This is a genomic window from Novosphingobium guangzhouense, from assembly GCF_002896965.1.
In the GTDB taxonomy this organism is placed as follows: domain Bacteria; phylum Pseudomonadota; class Alphaproteobacteria; order Sphingomonadales; family Sphingomonadaceae; genus Novosphingobium; species Novosphingobium guangzhouense.
This window is the reverse complement of sequence record NZ_LYMM01000106.1, coordinates 156,948-176,746: the sequence shown is the minus strand read 5'-3', so window position 1 is coordinate 176,746 and position 19,799 is coordinate 156,948. Positions and strand designations below refer to the sequence as shown.

Here is a 19,799-nt window from a genome sequence, read left to right as displayed (position 1 = left end):
CGGGGGGAGCCGCGCCCCGCAACCACGCGGCCCAGCGCGCGGCCGACGTCCGGCAGGGCCCGCAGCGCTGCGCGCAAATCCTCGCGCAGCAGGGCATCGTCGTGCAGCCATTCCACCAGCTCAAGGCGTTCGGCTATGGCCATTCGGTCGGTCAGCGGCGCGGAAAGGTCGTCCGCAAGCTGGCGCGCGCCTGCGCCCGTGACGCAGCGGTCGATCGCATCGATCAGGCTGCCCTTGCGCCCGCCGGTGGATGATTCGAGGATTTCAAGGCTGGCGCGGGTCGCCTCGTCCATTGCCAGCGCGGCATCGCCGCTGCGCGCTTCGGGCGGCAGCAGCAAGGGCAGCTTGCCGCGCCCGACATGGTCGAGATAGGCGATAAGCCCCCCCGCCGCCGCCAGCATCGCCCGCGTGAACATGCCGAAGCCGTCCAGCGTGGCAACGCCGTGGACCAGCTTCAGGCGTGCTTCGCCGCCATCGGACGAAAACTCATGCCCGCCGCGCGCAATGGCGCCGTCAGGTGCCTGTTCCCAGCCTTCGGGCACCACCAGCTCGCTTGCGCCCAGCCGCGCAAAGGCGGCGGCAAGGTTTTCGGGCGCGCACTCTTCCAGTTCCATGCGGCCGGTGGAGATGTCGCAGGCGGCGATGCCCACCACGCCGCGCACCTCGCAGGCCGCTGCCAGCACATTGGCACGGCGCGGCTCCAGCAGCGATTCCTCGGTCAGCGTACCGGCTGTGACGAAGCGCACGATACCGCGCGCGACCAGCGACTTGGACGCACGGCCTTCCTTGCGGGCGCGCTCCTTGGCCTCCGCCGGCGTCTCGGTCTGCTCGGCGATGGCGACGCGGCAGCCCGCCTTGATCAGCCGCGCCAGATAGCCCTCGGCGGCGTGGACCGGCACCCCACACATCGGGATCGGCTGCCCCAGATGCTCGCCCCTCGTGGTCAGCGCGATATCCAGCACCTGGCTGGCCGTCCTCGCATCCTCGAAGAACAATTCGAAGAAGTCGCCCATGCGATAGAACAGCAGGCAATCACCTGCCTCTTCGCGCAGCGCCAGGTACTGCGCCATCATCGGAGTCGCGCCGGAAGTCATGACGCATGCGTTAGCGGCGCACCTGTCATTTTGGGAAGCGGGGTGGGACATCCTTTCCCCTATCGCGTGGCGGGAACATCCGTTAGTGCCCCTTGCGAAACCGGGAGGCCACCATTGTCCGATAAGTCCAAGGTCCAGTTCACCGACCGCGAAGCCCTGTTCTATCACCAGACCCAGCGTCCGGGTAAGATCGAGATCATCGCCAGCAAGCCGATGGCCACCCAGCGCGACCTCAGCCTCGCGTACTCGCCGGGTGTCGCCGTGCCGGTGCAGGCCATCGCGGACGATCCCGCCACCGCCTATGACTATACCGCCAAGGGCAACCTTGTGGCCGTGATCTCCAACGGTACCGCGATCCTGGGCATGGGCAATCTCGGCGCGCTGGCATCCAAGCCGGTGATGGAAGGCAAGGCGGTACTGTTCAAGCGCTTCGCAGACGTCGATTCGATCGATATCGAACTGGCCAGCGAAGATACCGACGCGCTGATCGAAGCGATCGCGATGATGGAACCCAGCTTCGGCGGCATCAACCTTGAAGACATCAAGGCGCCCGAATGCTTCATCATCGAGCAGACCCTGCGCGAACGCATGAACATCCCCGTCATGCACGACGACCAGCACGGCACCGCGATCATCGCGGCGGCGGGCCTGATCAACGCCTGTCTCATCACGGGGCGCAAGCTGGACGAGATCAAGGTCGTGGTGAACGGCGCGGGCGCATCGGCGCTGGCCTGCACATCGCTCATCAAGTCGATGGGCGTTCGCCATGAAAACGTCCTTGTCTGCGACACGCGCGGCGTGATCTATCCGGGGCGCGAGCGCGTGGACCAGTTCAAGTCCACCCACGCCGTCTCCACCGACAAGCGCACGCTGGCCGAAGCGCTGCAGGGCGCCGACGTCGTGCTCGGCCTCTCCGCCAAGGGCGCGATCACGCCCGAGATGGTCAAGAACATGGCGCCCGAGCCGATCATCTTCGCGATGGCCAACCCGGACCCGGAAATCACCCCGCCCGAAGCCAAGGCCGTGCGCCCGGACGCGATCGTTGCCACCGGCCGTTCGGACTATCCGAACCAGGTCAACAACGTGCTGGGCTTCCCCTTCATCTTCCGCGGCGCGCTTGACGTGCGGGCGACCGCGATCAACGAAGAGATGAAGATCGCCGCCGCCACCGCCATCGCCGAACTCGCCCGCGAACAGGTGCATGAAGACGTTGCGGCGGCTTATGGCGGAGAAACGCAGGCGTTCGGCCGCGACTACATCATCCCCGCGCCGTTCGATCCGCGCCTGATGGAAGTGGTGCCGATGGCCGTCGCCAAGGCCGCGATGGATTCGGGCGTTGCGCAAAAGCCGATCGAGGACTTCGAGGCTTATCGCGATCAGTTGAAGGCCCGCCTCAACCCGACCACTTCGGTGCTGACGCGCGTCTACGAACAGGTCAAGGCCAACCCCAAGCGCGTGATCTTCGCCGAAGCGGACAACGAAGTGGTACTGCGCGCGGCCATCCAGTTCCGCGACTTCGGCTATGGCGAACCTATTCTGGTGGGCCGCACCCAGGCGATCCTCGACAAGATGGCCGACCTCGGCGTGCCCAATCCCGAGAGCTTCCACATAGAGAATTCGATGATCTCACAGCATGTCGAGCCGATGGTGGAAATGCTCTACGATCGCCTGCAGCGCCGGGGCTTCCTGAAGCGCGACGTGCAGCGCATGTGCAACACCGACCGCAACATCTTCGCATCGGGCCTGCTCAAGCTGGGCGTGGGCGATGCGATGGTCACAGGCATGACCCGCCCATTCGCCCAGTCGATGAAGGAAGTACGCCGCGTCCTTGACCCGGCAGAGGGCAAGCTGCCCTTCGGCATCCACATGCTGGTGGGCAAGAACCATACCGTGTTCATGGCCGACACCACCATCAACGAACGCCCGACCGCCGAGGAACTGGTGGTCATCGCCCGCGAAACCGCCGCCGTCGCCCGCAAGCTGGGCCACGAACCGCGCGTCGCCTTCCTCAGCTATTCGACCTTCGGCAACCCGGCAGGCAAGTGGCTGGATGCCACGCGCGAAGCCATCCATCTGCTGGACCAGCAGGACGTCGACTTCGAATACGAAGGCGAAATGGCCCCCGATGCGGCGCTCAACCCCAAGATCATGGAACTCTACCCGTTCAGCCGCCTGTCGGCTCCGGCGAACGTCCTGATCATGCCGGGGCTGCAGTCGGCCAATATCTCGGCCAAGCTGCTCAAGGAAATCGGCGGTACGACTTCCATCGGACCGATGCTGCTGGGCATGGAAAAGCCCGTGCAGGTCGTGCCGATGACCGCGATCGCGCCCGACGTGCTGACGCTGGCCGCACTGGCCGCCGCAGGAATCGCGGGCTGACGCATGCGGCGGTGAAGGGAAAGGCGGCAAGTCCTTCCCTTCACCGCGCGCTTCGGTCCCACCACGACAGGCCGTTTGTGCAGCGCGGCAAAATGGGGAACCGGGGGCTCCCCTTCAGAAACGATATCTCATATCACCGCGTCGGGATCGAATTGCGGGAAAGCTGATATGAGTGCTGGCGAAAGCCTGCCGGTCGCGATGCGCGCCGGCCTTTGGAAAAGTATCGCCTATGGGCGTGCCGCAGCCCTTGGCATCGCTCTGCTGGCCGGAACACTGGCTGCGCAGCCAGCACAGGCCCATCTCCAGTGCGTTCCCTATGCGCGGGACCATTCCGGCATCGAGATTCACGGCAACGCCCGTACCTGGTGGAAGCAGGCCAACGGCAGCTACGACCGGGGCAGCATGCCCAAGGTCGGCGCGGTCATGGCCATGTCAGCATCACGCGCGATGCCGCTGGGCCATGTCGCCGTCGTCAGCAAGATCGTCGACACCCGCCACATCCTGATTGATCAGGCCAACTGGGCAGGTCCGGGAGTGATCGAACACGACGTGTTGGTTGAAGATGCATCGAACGACGGGGACTGGAGCGAAGTGCGCGTGTGGTACGCCCCAGCCAATGCCATGGGCGCGCGCCTCAACCCGGTTTCGGGCTTCATTTATCCGGCCGCGCCTTCTTCAGACGACCGCGCACCCTCAGGCCTCGCCGTTCCTGCCACGCAGATTGCCGAGGCCACGCCGGAACCCAATGCCGGAAGCGAGGCGCTTCAGGCTTTCTTCACGGCTACTGACGCGAAGCTCTGAAGGTACGTTCGGAAATTCGCTACGAGCGAGTTTCCCAGCTGCATCAACGGCGGCGATAGCGGAAGTACCAGACCTCGTGCCCGTAGACGGTACGCGCCTTGTGTTCATATCGCGTTTGCGGCCAGCCGCCGGGGCGTATCTGGAAGTCGCCCGGCTTCTCGCACAGCCATTCGAACTGATCGGTATGGCGCTGCATCACCATCAGCGCATGGCGCAAGTAGACAGCGTGATCGGTGCCGAAGCGGAATTCCCCGCCGGGCTTCAGCTTGGCCGCGAACATGTTTACCGGACCGTCGTTCATCATCCGACGCTTGGCGTGCTTGGCCTTAGGCCAGGGGTCCGGGTGCAGCAGGTAGAGGAACGAGAGCGAACCGTCAGGAATGCGCGCCAGCACTTCCAGCGCGTCGCCATGATGGATACGCACGTTGCCGATCGGCGGGTGCTCTCCATTGTCGCCGCTGACGTGCAGCAGCGCCTGTGCCACGCCATTCAGGAATGGCTCTGCGCCGATGAAGCCGTGATCGGGCAACATGTCGGCGCGCTGGGCCATGTGTTCACCGCCGCCAAAGCCGATCTCGAAGTGCAACGGGCGGTCGTCGCCAAACAGCACCTGCGAAGTGATCGGCCCTTCTGCGGGCATGGCGATGCGGGGAAGCAGATCGTCCACCAGACCTTGCTGCCCGGCGCGCAGGGGCTTGCCCTTGGCGCGCCCGTAAAGGCGGTTGAGCGTGGTCGGATCGCCTGATTTGTAAGCCGTCATGGCGCGCGCCACTGACACCGCAGCGCGCGCGGGTCAATGGATTCGCGCCAAGTCATGAAGTTGCGCCGCGCAACTTCACCGACCGAAATGCGCATTGCCAGGGGGGATGCGGGCCTGCTTAATCGCGATCATGCTGCACGCCATCTTCCTCCTGCTCGTCTGCCAACTCACCGGTGAAGCGATCCACCGTCTGACCGGACTTCCCCTGCCCGGCGCGGTGATCGGCATGGTCCTGCTGCTGGCGTGGCTGGCTCTGGTTCCGCGTGAACGCCCGACCCTGACCGCGGTATCCGCCTGGCTGACCGCGCATCTGGCAGTGATGTTCGTGCCTGCCGCGGTCGGACTGGTCGACGAAGGCGCTGCCCTGTCACTCTACGGCGTCGGACTGGTGGTGGCGACGGTGACATCCACCCTGCTGACGCTCGTGGTCACTGCGCTGGTATTCCGCTGGTCGCTGGCCCGTCATGCGCCAGAAGCCCCTGAATGAGCCAGCCCGCCATGCTCGCCACCCCGTTACTGTGGCTGACGGCCACGCTGGGCGTGTTCACGCTGTTCGACGTGATATCCCGCCGCTGCAACCGCCATCCGCTATGCCATCCGGTGCTATGGTCCACCCCCGTGCTGATCGCGGCGCTGCTGGCGACGGGCACCTCCTACGAAACGTACCGGACCGCAACTTTCCCGCTCAGCTTCCTGCTTGGCCCGGCCGTGGTTGGCCTTGCCGTACCGATCTGGGCGGAACGCCGCCGCATCCGCCGCCTTGCGGTGCCGATCATGCTGGCGCTGGGTGCAGGAGCGGTGACCTCGATCGTCAGCGCGGTGAGCGTACTCGCCCTGTTCGGCGCCCCGCTCGAAATGCTCGCCACGATTGCGCCTAGAGCCACGACAACGCCGGTGGCCATGGCGATTGCAGGACAGCTTGGCGGCATTCCTGCGCTGGCGGCGGTGATCGTGCTGTTCGCAGGCGTGGTGGGGGCCATGGTGGCGACCCCGTTGCTGGATCTACTGGGCGTCAGGGATTACCGCGCGCGCGGCTTCGCCACCGGCGTCGCCGCTCACGGCATCGGCGCCGCTCGGGCGTTTCAGGTGGACGCCACGGCAGGAGCGCTTGCCAGCCTTGGCATGGCGCTCAACGCGGTCGCCACCGCAGCGCTGCTATCAGTGATGGCGCTGCTGATTTAACGGCGCACCTCATAAAGCAACGGCCCGCCCCTGATAGGGCAGGCCGCCTTGGTTCCTGCAAGGGGTGCAGGGTAATGAGGGTTACGCGGCTTCTGCAGCCTCGTCCGGGTCGCGCAGCACATAGCCACGGCCCCACACCGTTTCGATGTAGTTGGCGCCACCGCAGGCATGGGCAAGCTTCTTGCGCAGCTTGCAGATGAAGACGTCGATGATCTTCAGTTCCGGCTCGTCCATGCCGCCGTACAGGTGGTTGAGGAACATTTCCTTGGTCAGCGTGGTGCCCTTGCGCAGCGAGAGCAGTTCCAGCATCGCGTATTCCTTGCCGGTCAGGTGCACGCGGGCACCATCGACCTCGACCGTCTTGGCATCGAGGTTGACGACCAGCTTGCCGGTGCGGATGACCGACTGCGAATGGCCCTTGGAACGGCGCACAACCGCATGGATGCGGGCGATCAGTTCCTCGCGGTGGAACGGCTTGGTCACGTAATCGTCGGCGCCGAAGCCGAACGAGCGGACCTTGCTGTCCATTTCCGAAATGCCCGACAGGATCAGCACCGGCGTCTGCACCTTGGCGACGCGCAGCTTCTTGAGCACGTCGTAACCGTGCATGTCGGGCAGGTTGAGGTCGAGAAGGATGATGTCGTAGTCGTACAGCTTGCCCAGATCGAGGCCTTCTTCGCCCAGATCGGTGGAGTAGACATTGAATCCTTCCGCCGTCAGCATGAGCTCGATGGCCCGCGCCGTGGTCGGTTCATCCTCGATCAGCAGCACTCGCATGGGTCGTTCCTTCTAGCCCCCGATGCCCGTGGCGATCACGCCGCCGTTCCGGACATTGCGTTGTATTAACCATATGACCACTGAAGGTTAAAGGTTAATTCGTCGTAAACGCCGGATTTTCCCCTACGCACTTACAACGGGTTAATCCGCGTCACGGCGCGCGAACCGCGCCATTGCTCACCAGAACGGTGGCCGGAAGTTAATGTTAAGGATGCCGGGCAAGAAAGTGCAAACGATTTGAGGCGAGCCGAATCTTAACCCGCCGCCGGGCCTGCCACCCGCATTGCCGGACGCCCGCGACGAACGCGCTCCGCGGGGCGGTCGATTCGCTTGAGATAGCTCCACAAGCCACACTGCAGACCCACCAGCATCAGGATGAACGGTTGGAAGGCGATGCCCACGAACAACGATCCGAACATGTAGACCACCTGCGCCAGTTGCAGCGCCACCGCCAGCGGCGCGGCCCATGCCTCGTCCGGCGCCGTGCGGTTCTTCCAGCGGCGGCGAATCAACTCCATCTGCACCACGCCCGAAAGCTGCAGCAGCATCCACAGTGCAAAGCCGGGAATGCCCTGTTCGCCAAGCATCTCGAAATAGCTGGAGTGGAATGCCCGGCCGGTCTCGACCACGGGAGTGCGCGTGATGGTCACGTTGCTGCCGGTGGTCTGGCTGGATACGGTGTCGTAGGCCACCTTGCTTGACAGATAGACCTGGAAACCGCCGCCCATCGGGTGGTCTTTCACGTAACCCAGCGTCCACTTCCACACCCCGATCCGGGTGCTGGCGGACTGATCCGACTTATGATCCTCGATCGTGTTCATGCGCTGGAGGTAGGACTGCGGCAGGAACGGCACGACGACGACGACCGCCAGTGCCATCGCGGCCGATATCAGCACCCGGTTCTTCGCCGTGCGCAGATAGAGCCCGCACAGGATCGCCAGGCAGACCAGGCCGGTGCGCGCCTGCGTGCCGATCGGAATGAGCGAACAGGCAAAGATCAACGCGCCGGTGAACAGCCAGACCCGCCAGTCGGGCGGAAAGATCGTGCCGTGGCGCGCCAGCCATACCGCGACCGGGATTAGCGCGATGGCGACGCAGGAGATGATCGAGCCTTCGTAAAGCCCGGTGTTGTTCTCCACGAAGATGATCAGCGTGCCGTAGCCGCCGCCGCCCATCGCGGTCTTGAGGCCGCCGTCGATGATCAGCGCGCTGGCGGAAAGCACCATGGCCAGAGCTACAGCCTCGATCCGCAAGCGCGTGCGCAAGGTCAGCGGCAGGAACATCGCGAAGACCAGCGCCTTCCACACCCAGGACCACTTGGTCAGGGCTTCTTCGGGATAATCGGCGGTGAAGGTGGTCATGGCACAGTAAAGCAGCAGCAGGCCGATCAGCCCCTGACGCCAGGTGAAGCGCGAATCGCGCTTGTCGTCGAACACCAGCCAGCCCAGAAACGCCGCCGCGAAGGCGATGAGCGAGATCGGCAAGCGCGTCAGGAACCCCCACGATATGATCTGCGGCGCCACGATATCGACGTAGAGATAGCATAACACCCACAGGAAGGGCCGCTTGAAACCCAGCAGGATCATCGCCGCGAAGAAGCCGGTCAGCGCCAGATTAAGCATCGCGGCCCTCTTCCGATCCGCCATCGGCAGGCCGGTTGACGCGCATCGGTGCCCTGCGTGCGCGGACCCGATCCGCAAGCGAACGCGATTCGGCGTCGCCGCCATCGGAATCGAGATCCGGCCGCCACAGCAGGCGCCATGCGGCCAGCAGCAGCAGTCCGTGCGATATGGCAAGAGCAAGGATGTCGACCATCGGCTGCCGGGTTAGCAGCCGCAGGTTGACGGCGCGTTAAGCGTTCGACGCTAGGAAATCCGTCTTATGACCCGCATTCTTCACGTGCTCGACCATTCGTTGCCGATCCACAGCGGCTATACCTTTCGCACGCGCGCGATCCTCAAGGCGCAATCAGCGCTGGGCCTGGACGTGCGCGGCGTTACCGGTCCGCGCTACAACGAAGGCGATGGCGGTATGGAAGAGCACGACGGTCTCCTGTTCCACCGCGCGGGCGGCAAGGTCACGGGCCCTCCGGTATTGCGCGAATGGCGCGAGATCGGGCTTTTCGCGGCCGGCATCGACAAGGTCGTCCAGCAATGGCGGCCCGACGTAATCCATGCCCATTCGCCGGTGCTGTGCGGACAGGCCGCGCTGAAGGTGGCACACAAGTACGACATTCCGCTGGTCTACGAAATCCGCGCCTTCTGGGAAGATGCCGCGGTCGGCAACAGCACCGGCAGCGAAGGCTCCGTCAAATATCGCCTCACCCGCGCACTGGAAACGCATGTGGTGCGCAAGGCCGATGCGGTGGTGACGATCTGCGAGGGTCTGCGCGCAGACCTTGCCGCACGCGGGATCGCGCAGGACAAGATCACCGTCATGCCCAACGGCGTCGATCTGAAGCTGTTCGGCACACCGCTGCCGCGCGACGCTGCGCTTGCAGCCGAACTTGGCTTCGACGGCCCGGTCATCGGCTTCATCGGCAGCTTCTATGACTATGAAGGGCTCGACGTGCTGATCGACGCGATGCCCGCACTTGTCGCGCGCCATCCGCAGGCAAAGCTGCTGATGGTCGGCGGCGGCCCGCGCGAGGATGCCTTGCGCGCGCAGGCTGCGGCCTCTCCTGCGGCCGGGGCGATCCGCTTCGTCGGCCGCGTTCCGCACCACGAAGTCGATCGCTATTATGCGCTGTGCGACGTCATGGCCTACCCCCGCAAGAAGAGCCGGCTGACCGACCTCGTCACCCCGCTAAAGCCGCTCGAAGCGATGGCTCAGGGCAAGCTTGTCGCCGCCAGTGACGTGGGCGGGCACCGCGAACTGATCACCGACGGCTTGACCGGAGCGCTGTTCGCACCCGACGATGCGGGGGCCTGCGCCGATTCGCTGGCACGGCTGCTGGATTCCCGCGAAGAATGGGAATCCTACCGCGTCGCGGGTCGCAAGCATGTGGAAACCCGGCACGACTGGGCCGAGAATGCCCGTCGTTATCCTGTCGTTTACCAAATGCTGGCAGCAAAGACCGATCAAGCAGGGCCGGGAGCCGCCGCGTAAGCATGGCATCCGGTTCAAGACACGGGGAAATTTCAGTGGCCGATACCAGGCACAGCATCGATCGCAGCACCGGGAACACCGGCCAGCCGATCACCCGCCACCCGCTGTTTCCGGCGATCGTTGCGCTATGGTTCGGCGCGCTTGCCGGTTTGGGCAGCGTGATCGTCAGTTCCTCGACGATCGAGGGAATCGTCCTTGCGCTTGGAATCGACAAAGTGATCCCTATGGCCGCGCCGCCGCTCGGCACGACCATGCGGATACTTCTGGCGCTTGGCATGACGGGCATCGGCGCCGCCATCGGCGGCCTCGTCGCCCGGCGCATCGCGCGGCCTGCAGCGTCTCCCGCCACCGATGCCCCCGCCCTCGAAAGCGCAGCGGCCGAACTGCCCGAAGCCGCCCCCACATCGCGCCGCCGCCGCGGACTTGCGATCGAAACCGAAGCTGCACCGCCAGTGGAAGAACATGCGCCTCTGCCCGGTGCTGCCTCCGCTCAAGCGCAGGATGCCCGCATCCTCAACGTCGCCGACTTCGACATCGACAGCTTCGATGAAGCCCCCGACCAGCCGCCGCTGCGGCGGGAAAGCACGCCCAGCACTTTCGCCAGTGCCGATGCCGACGAGGACGACAACCTGCCCGCATGGCTCGACGCCGAGACCGCGTGGCGCGAACCCGAATCGACCTCTGCAACCGCCGGCCGTGGCGTCTTCACCACTCCTCCCGGCGCGCAGATATTCCAGGCCGAACTGGAAGCCGCCGAAGACGCTGCCAGCAAGGACGCCGAGGCACCGGTGGGCAGCCGCCTTTTCGAAGCCTATTCGCGTGAACTCTCCCCCCGCAACGCCGCGCCCGATGCACAGGACGCGACTCCCGGCTTCACGCTGCTTCCCCGGCTGCCGCAGGGCGACTGGGAAACACCGGAAGTAGAGGAACCGAACATCGACGCGCCGGAAATCGAAGCTGAGGCTCCGATGTGGTCCGAGCGCCCCTTCGACGCGCCTGCCGCCATCGCCCCTGAAGCGGAGATCGAGCCCGAGACGGCCGAGGTCGAACATGGCGCTGCCGACACTGCCGACACTGTCGCGCCGGCAGCTTTCTCAGCGCCGCTTGCGGCGAACCCGCGCATTAGCGATGCGGACCTTGGCACTCTGTCGCAGGTCGAACTGCTGGAACGCCTTGCCCTGGCCATGGAGCGCCGCCGCGAAGAGGGGCGCCGCGCCGCCGAAACGGTCACCCCGGTCCCGCAGCCCGGCTTCGCACCCTTCGCCGCGCCGATGGCAGAGGAAGCCGCACCTGCCGCCGTGCCGACGGCGCTGCGCCCGATCGCCCTCGATCCGATCGACGATACCCTCGACGGCGAAACCTCTGATGCACCGCTGTCCGGCTATCAGCCGCCGCGCCACATCGGATTGACGCAGCAGCCGTCTCCGTTCGGCGCCAACGATGCCAGGAGCGCGTTCGCCCCTCACGCGGCGATCCCCTTCCCGAGCAGCCCGTTCCGCGCCGAACCCGAAGCCGTGGACGACGCCGAAGAGGATACCGTGCTGCAGCAGGGCTATGCCTCGCTATTCAACCTTTCGCGCCAGACGGCGGTGCGCAAGCCCTTCCTCCAGTTCGGCGAAGCCGACGAGGACGGTGACGAGATCGCCCATGCCACGCCCGTCCTGCCCTCGGAACAGGCCGAAGAACCCACTCCGTTCGGTCGCCCTGTCCTGCTGCCCGACCCCACCGGCGAAGCGCCTGCGGAATATGAAGAGCGTCCTTTCGATGCCCCGCGCAACGATCCCGAAGCCACCGAACGCGCGCTGCGCGCGGCCTTGGCCACCCTTCAGAGGATGAGCGGAGCGGCCTGAAACACCCTTCCAGCGGATTCAAAAAACCCTGTCCGGCGCAATCCGGGCAGGGTTTTTGATAATAAAATGCCGAGAAATCCGTCATTCGCGCCATGTTGCTGCGCGACTGACCGTGTTCGCCATTGCAAAACCGTCCCGCAATCGTCATGGGGACCGTGGGGTCACTATGCCGCGTGGGGTCGTTTGCACGATTCGTGCGAATCCGCGGGCATGCCCAAGTGATCCCCGTCAAAAGAATATACAGGATGGGTTTTATCGATGGGATTTCCTAAGCCCCAGGGCCTTTATGATGCGCGCAATGAACACGACGCCTGCGGTGTAGGCTTCGTCGCCCATATCAAGGGCCAGAAAAATCACGCAATCATTACCCAGGCGCTGGAGATTCTGAAAAACATCGACCATCGCGGGGCGGTGGGCGCAGATCCCCTGCTGGGCGATGGTGCCGGAATCCTCACGCAGCTGCCCGACCAGCTGTTCCGCAGCTGGGCTTCGGCCGAAGGTCTCGAACTGCCGCAGCCGGGCGACTACGCGGTCGCCATGTGCTTCCTGCCGCAGGACGACGCCTCTCGCGAGATGATCGTCTCGATCTTCGAGAAGTTCATCAAGAAGGAAGGCCAGCACCTGATCGGCTGGCGCGACGTTCCCGTGACCACCGATGGTCTTGGCAAGACCGTGCTCGAATCGATGCCGGTCATCCGCCAGTGCTTCGTGGGCCGCGGTGAAAGCTGCGCGGATCAGGACGCGTTCGAACGCAAGATCCTTGCGATCCGCAAGCAGACCCAGAACCCCTTGAAGGCGCTGGCCGAAAAGCATGACATGCCGGGCCTGACCGAGCTGTACATGCCCAGCTTCTCGACCCGCACGATCGTCTACAAGGGCCTGCTGCTGGCAACCCAGGTTGGCTCGTTCTACGACGATCTGCGCAACCCGGAATTCGTTTCGGCCCTTGGCCTTGTCCACCAGCGCTTCTCGACGAACACCTTCCCCAGCTGGAAGCTGGCGCACCCGTTCCGCTTCATGGCGCACAACGGCGAAATCAACACCGTTCGCGGCAACGTGAACTGGATGAACGCCCGCCGTCGCACCATGGAATCCGAGCTTCTCGGCGCCGATCTCGACAAGATGTGGCCGCTGATCCCGCACGGCCAGTCGGACACCGCATGCCTCGACAACGCGCTGGAACTGCTGATCGCAGGCGGATACTCCATGGTTCACGCCATGATGATCCTGGTGCCGGAAGCATGGTCGGGCAACCCGCTGATGACCCCGGAACGCCGTGCGTTCTACGAATACCACGCAGCGCTGATGGAGCCGTGGGACGGCCCTGCTGCCGTCGCCTTCACCGATGGCCGCCAGATCGGCGCCACGCTGGACCGCAACGGCCTGCGTCCCGCACGCTTCCTTGTTACTGACGACGACCTGTGCGTCATGGCATCGGAATCGGGCGTCCTTCCGATCAAGGAAGACAACATCGTGCGCAAGTGGCGTCTCCAGCCCGGCCGCATGCTGCTGATCGACTTCGAGGAAGGTCGCATCATCGAGGACGAGGAGATCAAGACCAAGCTGGCCGAGGCCGAGCCTTACGAACAGTGGCTTGACCAGACCCAGTACAAGCTGGCCGATCTCGACGTGATCGAACCCGAACTGGCCGAGCTGCCGACCCCGGTGGGCACCCTGCTCGATCGCCAGCAGGCGTTCGGCTACACGCAGGAAGACACCACCCGCTTCCTCGAACCGATGGCCGTCAACGCCGACGATCCGCTCGGCTCGATGGGCACCGACACGCCGATCCCGGTGCTGTCGTCGAAGTCGCGCCTGCTTTACGACTACTTCAAGCAGAACTTCGCGCAGGTCACCAACCCGCCGATCGATCCGATCCGCGAGGAACTGGTGATGAGCCTGGTCACCATGATCGGCCCGCGCCCGAACCTGCTTGGCCATGACGCGGGCACGCACAAGCGCCTCGAAGTCAGCCAGCCGATCCTGACCGACCTTGGCCTTGCCAAGATCCGGTCGGTAGAAGCCGCGCTCGACGGCGCGTTCCGTACCGGCACGATCGACATGACCTGGGATGCCAAGAGCGGCGCCGCAGGTCTGGAACTGGCGATCAAGGAAATGTGCTGGGCCGCGACCGAAGCGGTGCTGGCGGACAAGAACATCCTCGTCCTGTCTGACCGTGCGGTCGGCCCGGACCGGATCGCCATGCCCGCCCTGCTGGCGACCGCCGCCGTCCACCACCACCTCGTCCGTCAGGGCCTGCGCATGCAGACCGGCCTTGTCGTCGAAACCGGCGAAGCGCGCGAAGTGCATCACTTCTGCGCTCTGGCAGGCTATGGCGCCGAAGCGATCAACCCTTACCTCGCGCTCGAAACCATCGAGGAAATGCGGGTCCGCAAGAACCTGCCGGTTTCGGCCGAGCAGGCGGCGAAGAACTACGTCTACGCCATCGGCAAGGGCATCCGTAAGGTCATGTCCAAGATGGGCATCTCGACCTATCAGTCGTACTGCGGCGCGCAGATCTTCGATGCGGTCGGCCTGTCCACCGCCTTCGTCGACAAGTACTTCTCCGGCACCGCCACCACGATCGAAGGTGCGGGCCTTGCCGAGATCGCGGAAGAAACCGTGCGCCGCCACGATGCGGCTTACGGCGATAACCCGGTCTTCAAGAACATGCTCGACGTGGGCGGCATCTACGGCGCGCGCGTGCGCGGCGAGGAACACGCCTGGACCAGCGAGAACATCGGCCTGCTCCAGCACGCGGTTCGCGGCAACGTACCCGAAAAGTACCGCGCCTTCGCGCAGACCATCAACGACCAGTCGGAGCGCATGCTCACGATCCGCGGCCTGATGGACTTCGTGCCCGGCCAGTCGATCCACATCGACGACGTCGAGCCCGCCAGCGAAATCGTGAAGCGTTTCGCCACCGGCGCGATGAGCTACGGTTCGATCAGCTGGGAAGCGCACACCACGCTGGCACTGGCGATGAACCGCATTGGCGGCAAGTCGAACACCGGCGAAGGCGGCGAAGACCCCAAGCGCTTCAAGCCGCTGGACAACGGCGACACCATGCGCTCGTCGATCAAGCAGGTCGCCTCGGGCCGCTTCGGCGTCACCACCGAATACCTCGTCAACGCCGACGACATCCAGATCAAGATGGCGCAGGGCGCGAAGCCCGGCGAAGGCGGCCAGCTGCCGGGCGACAAGGTGGACAAGACCATCGGCGCCACCCGTCACTCGACGCCGGGCGTCGGCCTGATCTCGCCGCCGCCGCACCATGACATCTACTCGATCGAGGATATCGCGCAGCTCATTCACGATCTCAAGAACGTGAACCCGACCAGCCGCGTCTCGGTCAAGCTCGTGTCCGAAGTGGGCGTGGGCACCGTGGCTGCGGGCGTGTCCAAGGCGCGTGCGGACCACATCACGATCTCGGGCTACGAAGGCGGCACCGGCGCTTCGCCGCTGACCTCGCTGACGCACGCTGGTTCGCCCTGGGAAATCGGCCTCGCCGAAACCCAGCAGACCCTGCTGCTCAACAACCTGCGCAGCCGCGTGGTGGTGCAGGCCGACGGCGGCCTGCGCACCGGCCGTGACGTTGCCGTGGCCGCGCTGCTCGGCGCTGAGGAATTCGGCTTCGCCACCGCGCCGCTGATCGCGGCGGGCTGCATCATGATGCGCAAGTGCCACCTCAACACCTGCCCGGTGGGTGTCGCCACGCAGAACCCGGTGCTTCGCAAGCGCTTCACCGGCCAGCCCGAGCATGTGATCAACTACTTCTTCTTCGTCGCAGAGGAACTGCGCGCGATCATGGCCGAGCTGGGCTTCCGCACGCTCGACGAAATGGTCGGCCGCGTCGATCGCCTCGACATGAAGAAGGCGATCCACCACTGGAAGGCCAAGGGCGTCGATCTGTCCAAGGTGCTCTACCAGGCGCCTCTGGGCGACAGCCCCTCGCTGGGCTGGAGCGAAGTGCAGGATCACGGCCTCGAACACGCGCTCGACAATGCGCTGATCGCGGGCGCTGCCGATGCTCTGGACAACCGCCAGCCGGTCCGCATCGAAAAGCCCGTCATCAACGTCAACCGCACGGTCGGCGCGATGCTTTCGGGCGAAGTGGCCCGTCGCTACGGCCATGAGGGCCTGCCCGACAACACGATCAACGTGAAGCTCACCGGCGTCGCCGGCCAGAGCTTCGCCGCCTGGCTCGCCCACGGCGTCACGCTCGACCTGACCGGCGATGCCAACGACTATGTCGGCAAGGGTCTCTCGGGTGGCCGCGTGATCGTGCGCCAGCCCGGCCACGTCGATCGTGATCCCACGAAGAACATCATCGTCGGCAACACCGTGCTTTACGGCGCGATCTCCGGCGAGGCGTTCTTCAACGGTGTCGGCGGTGAGCGCTTCGCGGTCCGCAACTCGGGCGCGATCGCGGTCGTCGAAGGCTGCGGCGATCACGGCTGCGAATACATGACCGGCGGCGTGGTGATGGTGCTGGGCAAGACCGGCCGCAACTTCGCGGCAGGCATGTCGGGCGGCGTCGCCTACGTCTACGACGAGGACGGTGAATTCGACAAGCTGGTCAACCCCGCGATGGTCGACCTGGTCAAGATCTCCGCCGAAGCCGACGAAGATGAGGGAACGGGTCGTCCCCAGCAGCGCACCGTCTCGGTCCGCGACCTGGGCATGGGCGACATGCTGCGCCACGATGCAGAGCGTCTGCGCATCCTGCTCGAACGCCACCACCTGCACACCGGCTCGAAGCGAGCCCGCGCGCTGCTCGACGACTGGTCGAACACGCTGGGCAAGTTCGTCAAGGTGATGCCGCGCGACTTCGCGAAGGCCCTGCGCCAGCAGGAGGCCGAACGCCTCGAAGCCGCCTCGGTCGCAGCAGAATAAGATTTAGGAACGTAAGAAGATGGGCAAGGAAACCGGCTTCCTCGAACTCGACCGCCAGGACCGTACTTACGGTCCGGTCGAGGATCGCCTGAAGAACTACAATGAGTTCGTCGTCCCCCTCTCGCCCGAGGCGCTGAAGGCGCAGGCGTCGCGCTGCATGAACTGCGGCGTGCCGCACTGTCACACCGGCTGCCCGGTCAACAACATCATCCCGGACTGGAACCACCTGGTCTACGAGGATGACTTCCGCAACGCGCTGGAAGTCCTCCACTCCACCAACAACTTCCCCGAGTTCACCGGCCGCATCTGCCCCGCCCCGTGCGAGGCCGCCTGCACGCTGAACATCATCGACGAGCCCGTGACCATCAAGTCGGTGGAATGCGCGATCGTCGACAAAGGGTGGCAGGAAGGCTGGATCACGCCGCAGGTGCCTGAAAAGCGCACCGGCAAGTCGGTGGCCGTCGTCGGCTCCGGCCCGGCGGGCATGGCTTGCGCCCAGCAGCTGGCGCGCGCCGGCCACTCGGTAACGCTGTTCGAGAAGAACGATCGCGTCGGCGGACTGCTGCGTTACGGCATCCCCGACTTCAAGATGGAAAAGCACCTCATCAACCGCCGCCTCGTGCAGATGATGGCGGAAGGGGTCGAGGTGAAGACCTCGGTTGAGGTTGGCGTCACCGTCTCGGTCGCTTCGCTGAAGGAAAACTTCGACGCGGTGGTATTTGCCGGCGGTGCGGAAGACCCGCGCCCACTGGCGATCCCCGGCTTCGAGCTTCCGGGCGTGCGCTACGCGATGGAGTTCCTGACCCAGCAGAACAAGCGTAACGCGGGCGACGACGAACTGCGCGCGGCGCCGCGCGGCACCCTGTCGGCCACCGGCAAGCACGTCATCGTCATCGGCGGCGGCGACACCGGTTCGGACTGCGTGGGCACCTCCAACCGCCAGGGCGCCGCTTCGGTGACCCAGCTGGAAATCATGCCCAAGCCTCCCGAAAAGGAGAACAAGGCGATGTCGTGGCCGTTCTGGCCGCTCAAGCTGCGTACTTCTTCCAGCCACGAGGAAGGCGCGGACCGCGATTGGGCCGTACTGACCAAGCGCGTCATCGGCGACAACGACGTCAAGGGTCTGGAATGCGTCCGTGTCGAGTGGAAGAACGGCAAGATGCAGGAAATCGAAGGCAGCGAGTTTACGCTCAAGGCCGACCTGATCTTCCTTGCCATGGGCTTCCTCGGCCCCCGCAAGGCAGGCATGCTTGATCAGTCGGGCGTCGAACTGGACGCACGCGGCAACGTCAAGGCGAACGTCTTCGAATACCGCACCAGTGACGAGAAGATCTGGTCCTGCGGCGACATGCGCCGTGGCCAGTCGCTGGTCGTCTGGGCGATCCGCGAAGGCCGCCAATGCGCCCGTTCGGTCGACGAAGCGCTGATGGGGGCAAGCAACCTGCCGCGCTGATCCTTCCGACATCGCGGATCAAGAGAGGGCGTGCCGCAAGGCGCGCCCTTTTTTGCTGGGCGATACGGCGATTTCGAGGCAGAATGGCGGGCAGGCCGGGGCATTTGCCCCTCACTTGCGGGAAGATGTCTCATGACACATTCCAGAACCCCATGGCTCGTTTGCATGCTGGCCGTGCTGCCTGCAGTCATCGGCCTGCTGGTCGGCTCACTGGCCGGCAGACACGCCATGATCGGCGCCAATCCACAGACCTTCTTCGTCCTGGGCATGCTGGCCGGCATTTCGCTGTGCGGGGTAGCCCTGGGGCTCTGGCAGGGCCTGCGCGCGATCCGCACCGGCACCCATCCCCTGTCCGAAGCGTGATGACGCTGGCGCGATCACTGCCTTGCTCGCCTTGACCGGCGGCACTGCACCCGGCTCATTCCTCCCGTAAAAGGGAGATCCGTCATGCTGCTCGAAATCGCAGAGATCGAAGTGCGCCCCGGCGCCGAAGATGAATTCGCCGCCGCCATGCGCAACAGCGGCGTCGCACATCTGGCTGCCTGCGAGGGCGTTGTCTCGGCCCGCTTCGGACGCGGCGTGGAGAATCCTTCGAAGTTCACCTTCAATGTCGTGTGGACATCCATGGAAGCCCACCAGAACGCCCGCACCCTTGACGCTTTCGGCAAGTTCCGGGCCTGCTTCGGAGACCTGTCGGTCGGCGGCGCGATGAGCCATTACCTGATGGACGATGCGCAATCCGGTCCATCGACCTGACCCGCACCGCGAATCAGCAAATCACCATTCGATCGTGCCGCGCCCGTTCTTGGCAAGGAACGCGTTCGCCTTGCTGAAATGGCCGCAACCGAAAAAGCCCTGATAGGCCGACAGCGGGCTGGGATGCGGAGCCGTCAGCACCAGATGCTGGCTTTCCAGCAAACCGGGGACGCTCAGCGCCTTCTTCTTCGCGTGGCTGCCCCAGAGCATGAACACGCACGGCTCGACCTTGGCTGCCACGGCCGCCACTGCGGCATCCGTGATCGCCTCCCACCCACGCTTCTGGTGCGAACCGGCCTGCCCGGCCTCCACCGTCAGCGCATTGTTGAGCAGCAGCACGCCCTGCCTTGCCCAGTGTTCAAGGTTCCCGTGCCCCGGCGCGACGACGCCGCAGTCTGCGCTAAGTTCCTTGTAGATATTCACCAGCGAAGGCGGCACCTTCACCCCTTCCTGCACCGAAAACGACAGGCCGTGGGCCTGTCCCGGACCATGGTAGGGATCCTGCCCCAGAATCACGACGCGCACGTCATCCAGCGGGGTCAATTCCAGCGCCCGCAGGCGTGAGCCGCGAGGGGGATAGATGACCTTGCCTGCAGCTTCTTCCGCCTGGAGCCAGCCGCCCAGCCGCCGTGCCTCGGGCGTGCCTAGCGCCGGTTCCAGCGCAGCCGCCCAGCTATCGGGGACCGTCTGGACATCCTGTGTTGCCGTCATGCCCTCGCCCTTCCGAAAAACCCGCATGGAAA

General features: G+C 64.9%; 16 protein-coding genes. 10 read left to right on the top strand and 6 right to left on the bottom strand.

Annotation, left to right across the window (positions count from 1 at the left end; genetic code table 11):
- Window positions 1-1,094 (bottom strand): MutS N-terminal domain-containing protein (locus A8V01_RS27905; RefSeq protein ID WP_483870005.1); only part of this gene is annotated, 1,094 nt, incomplete at its 3' end.
- Window positions 1,095-1,208: 114 nt separating this feature from the next.
- Between A8V01_RS27905 and A8V01_RS27900 the strand changes: the two genes are divergently transcribed.
- Together A8V01_RS27900 and A8V01_RS27895 are read left to right on the top strand one after the other, a co-directional pair.
- Window positions 1,209-3,473, top strand: coding sequence for an NADP-dependent malic enzyme (locus A8V01_RS27900; RefSeq protein WP_103099486.1), 2,265 nt, complete (start codon window positions 1,209-1,211; stop codon window positions 3,471-3,473).
- 168 nt (window positions 3,474-3,641) lie between these two features.
- Complete coding sequence (locus A8V01_RS27895) at window positions 3,642-4,274, top strand: CHAP domain-containing protein (protein WP_245892866.1); 633 nt, start codon at window positions 3,642-3,644, stop codon at window positions 4,272-4,274.
- Between the two features lie 43 nt (window positions 4,275-4,317).
- Here the strand turns inward: A8V01_RS27895 and trmB are convergent, their stop codons facing one another.
- Window positions 4,318-5,034: a tRNA (guanine(46)-N(7))-methyltransferase TrmB gene (gene trmB / locus A8V01_RS27890; protein ID WP_103099485.1), complete on the bottom strand. Its 717-nt coding sequence runs from the start codon at window positions 5,032-5,034 to the stop codon at window positions 4,318-4,320.
- A gap of 130 nt (window positions 5,035-5,164) precedes the next feature.
- Between trmB and A8V01_RS27885 the strand changes: the two genes are divergently transcribed.
- Both A8V01_RS27885 and A8V01_RS27880 read left to right on the top strand, forming a co-directional pair.
- Complete coding sequence (locus tag A8V01_RS27885) at window positions 5,165-5,521, top strand: CidA/LrgA family protein (RefSeq protein WP_103099484.1); 357 nt, start codon at window positions 5,165-5,167, stop codon at window positions 5,519-5,521.
- Window positions 5,518-6,216, top strand: coding sequence for an LrgB family protein (locus tag A8V01_RS27880; RefSeq protein WP_103099483.1), 699 nt, complete (start codon window positions 5,518-5,520; stop codon window positions 6,214-6,216). The genes A8V01_RS27885 and A8V01_RS27880 overlap by 4 nt, the downstream gene beginning before the upstream one ends.
- 81 nt (window positions 6,217-6,297) lie before the next feature.
- On the opposite strand, the gene ctrA is transcribed toward A8V01_RS27880, so the two are convergent.
- The 3 genes from ctrA to A8V01_RS27865 form a co-directional block, all read right to left on the bottom strand.
- Complete coding sequence (gene ctrA, locus A8V01_RS27875) at window positions 6,298-6,993, bottom strand: response regulator transcription factor CtrA (RefSeq protein ID WP_007688003.1); 696 nt, start codon at window positions 6,991-6,993, stop codon at window positions 6,298-6,300.
- Between the two features lie 254 nt (window positions 6,994-7,247).
- A complete protein-coding gene (locus A8V01_RS27870) occupies window positions 7,248-8,615 on the bottom strand; it encodes a putative O-glycosylation ligase, exosortase A system-associated (protein WP_103099482.1) in 1,368 nt (455 codons plus the stop codon).
- Window positions 8,608-8,808, bottom strand: coding sequence for a hypothetical protein (locus tag A8V01_RS27865; RefSeq protein WP_103099481.1), 201 nt, complete (start codon window positions 8,806-8,808; stop codon window positions 8,608-8,610). Before A8V01_RS27865 ends, A8V01_RS27870 begins: the two co-directional genes overlap by 8 nt.
- Window positions 8,809-8,874: 66 nt before the next feature.
- On the opposite strand from A8V01_RS27865, the gene A8V01_RS27860 reads away from it, so the two are divergent.
- The 6 genes from A8V01_RS27860 (at window position 8,875) to A8V01_RS27835 (ending at window position 19,056) form a co-directional block, all read left to right on the top strand.
- Window positions 8,875-10,101: a TIGR04063 family PEP-CTERM/XrtA system glycosyltransferase gene (locus tag A8V01_RS27860; protein WP_103099480.1), complete on the top strand. Its 1,227-nt coding sequence runs from the start codon at window positions 8,875-8,877 to the stop codon at window positions 10,099-10,101.
- Between the two features lie 35 nt (window positions 10,102-10,136).
- Entirely contained in the window at window positions 10,137-11,951 is a 1,815-nt protein-coding gene (locus tag A8V01_RS27855) for a hypothetical protein (protein WP_103099479.1), read from the top strand.
- 258 nt (window positions 11,952-12,209) lie between these two features.
- Window positions 12,210-16,847: a glutamate synthase large subunit gene (gene gltB / locus A8V01_RS27850; RefSeq protein WP_103099478.1), complete on the top strand. Its 4,638-nt coding sequence runs from the start codon at window positions 12,210-12,212 to the stop codon at window positions 16,845-16,847.
- 19 nt (window positions 16,848-16,866) lie between these two features.
- Window positions 16,867-18,300 carry a glutamate synthase subunit beta gene (locus A8V01_RS27845; RefSeq protein ID WP_103099477.1) on the top strand — a complete coding sequence of 478 codons (1,434 nt, stop codon included), beginning with the start codon at window positions 16,867-16,869 and terminating at the stop codon, window positions 18,298-18,300.
- Between the two features lie 132 nt (window positions 18,301-18,432).
- Window positions 18,433-18,663 (top strand): hypothetical protein, encoded by a 231-nt coding sequence (locus tag A8V01_RS27840; RefSeq protein ID WP_146037400.1) that lies wholly within the window; start codon window positions 18,433-18,435, stop codon window positions 18,661-18,663.
- 84 nt (window positions 18,664-18,747) lie between these two features.
- Window positions 18,748-19,056 (top strand): antibiotic biosynthesis monooxygenase family protein, encoded by a 309-nt coding sequence (locus A8V01_RS27835; RefSeq protein WP_103099475.1) that lies wholly within the window; start codon window positions 18,748-18,750, stop codon window positions 19,054-19,056.
- Between the two features lie 21 nt (window positions 19,057-19,077).
- Here the strand turns inward: A8V01_RS27835 and A8V01_RS27830 are convergent, their stop codons facing one another.
- On the bottom strand, window positions 19,078-19,767 hold the full coding sequence (locus A8V01_RS27830; RefSeq protein WP_103099474.1) for a uracil-DNA glycosylase: 690 nt from the start codon (window positions 19,765-19,767) through the stop codon (window positions 19,078-19,080).
- Window positions 19,768-19,799 lie beyond the last annotated feature (32 nt).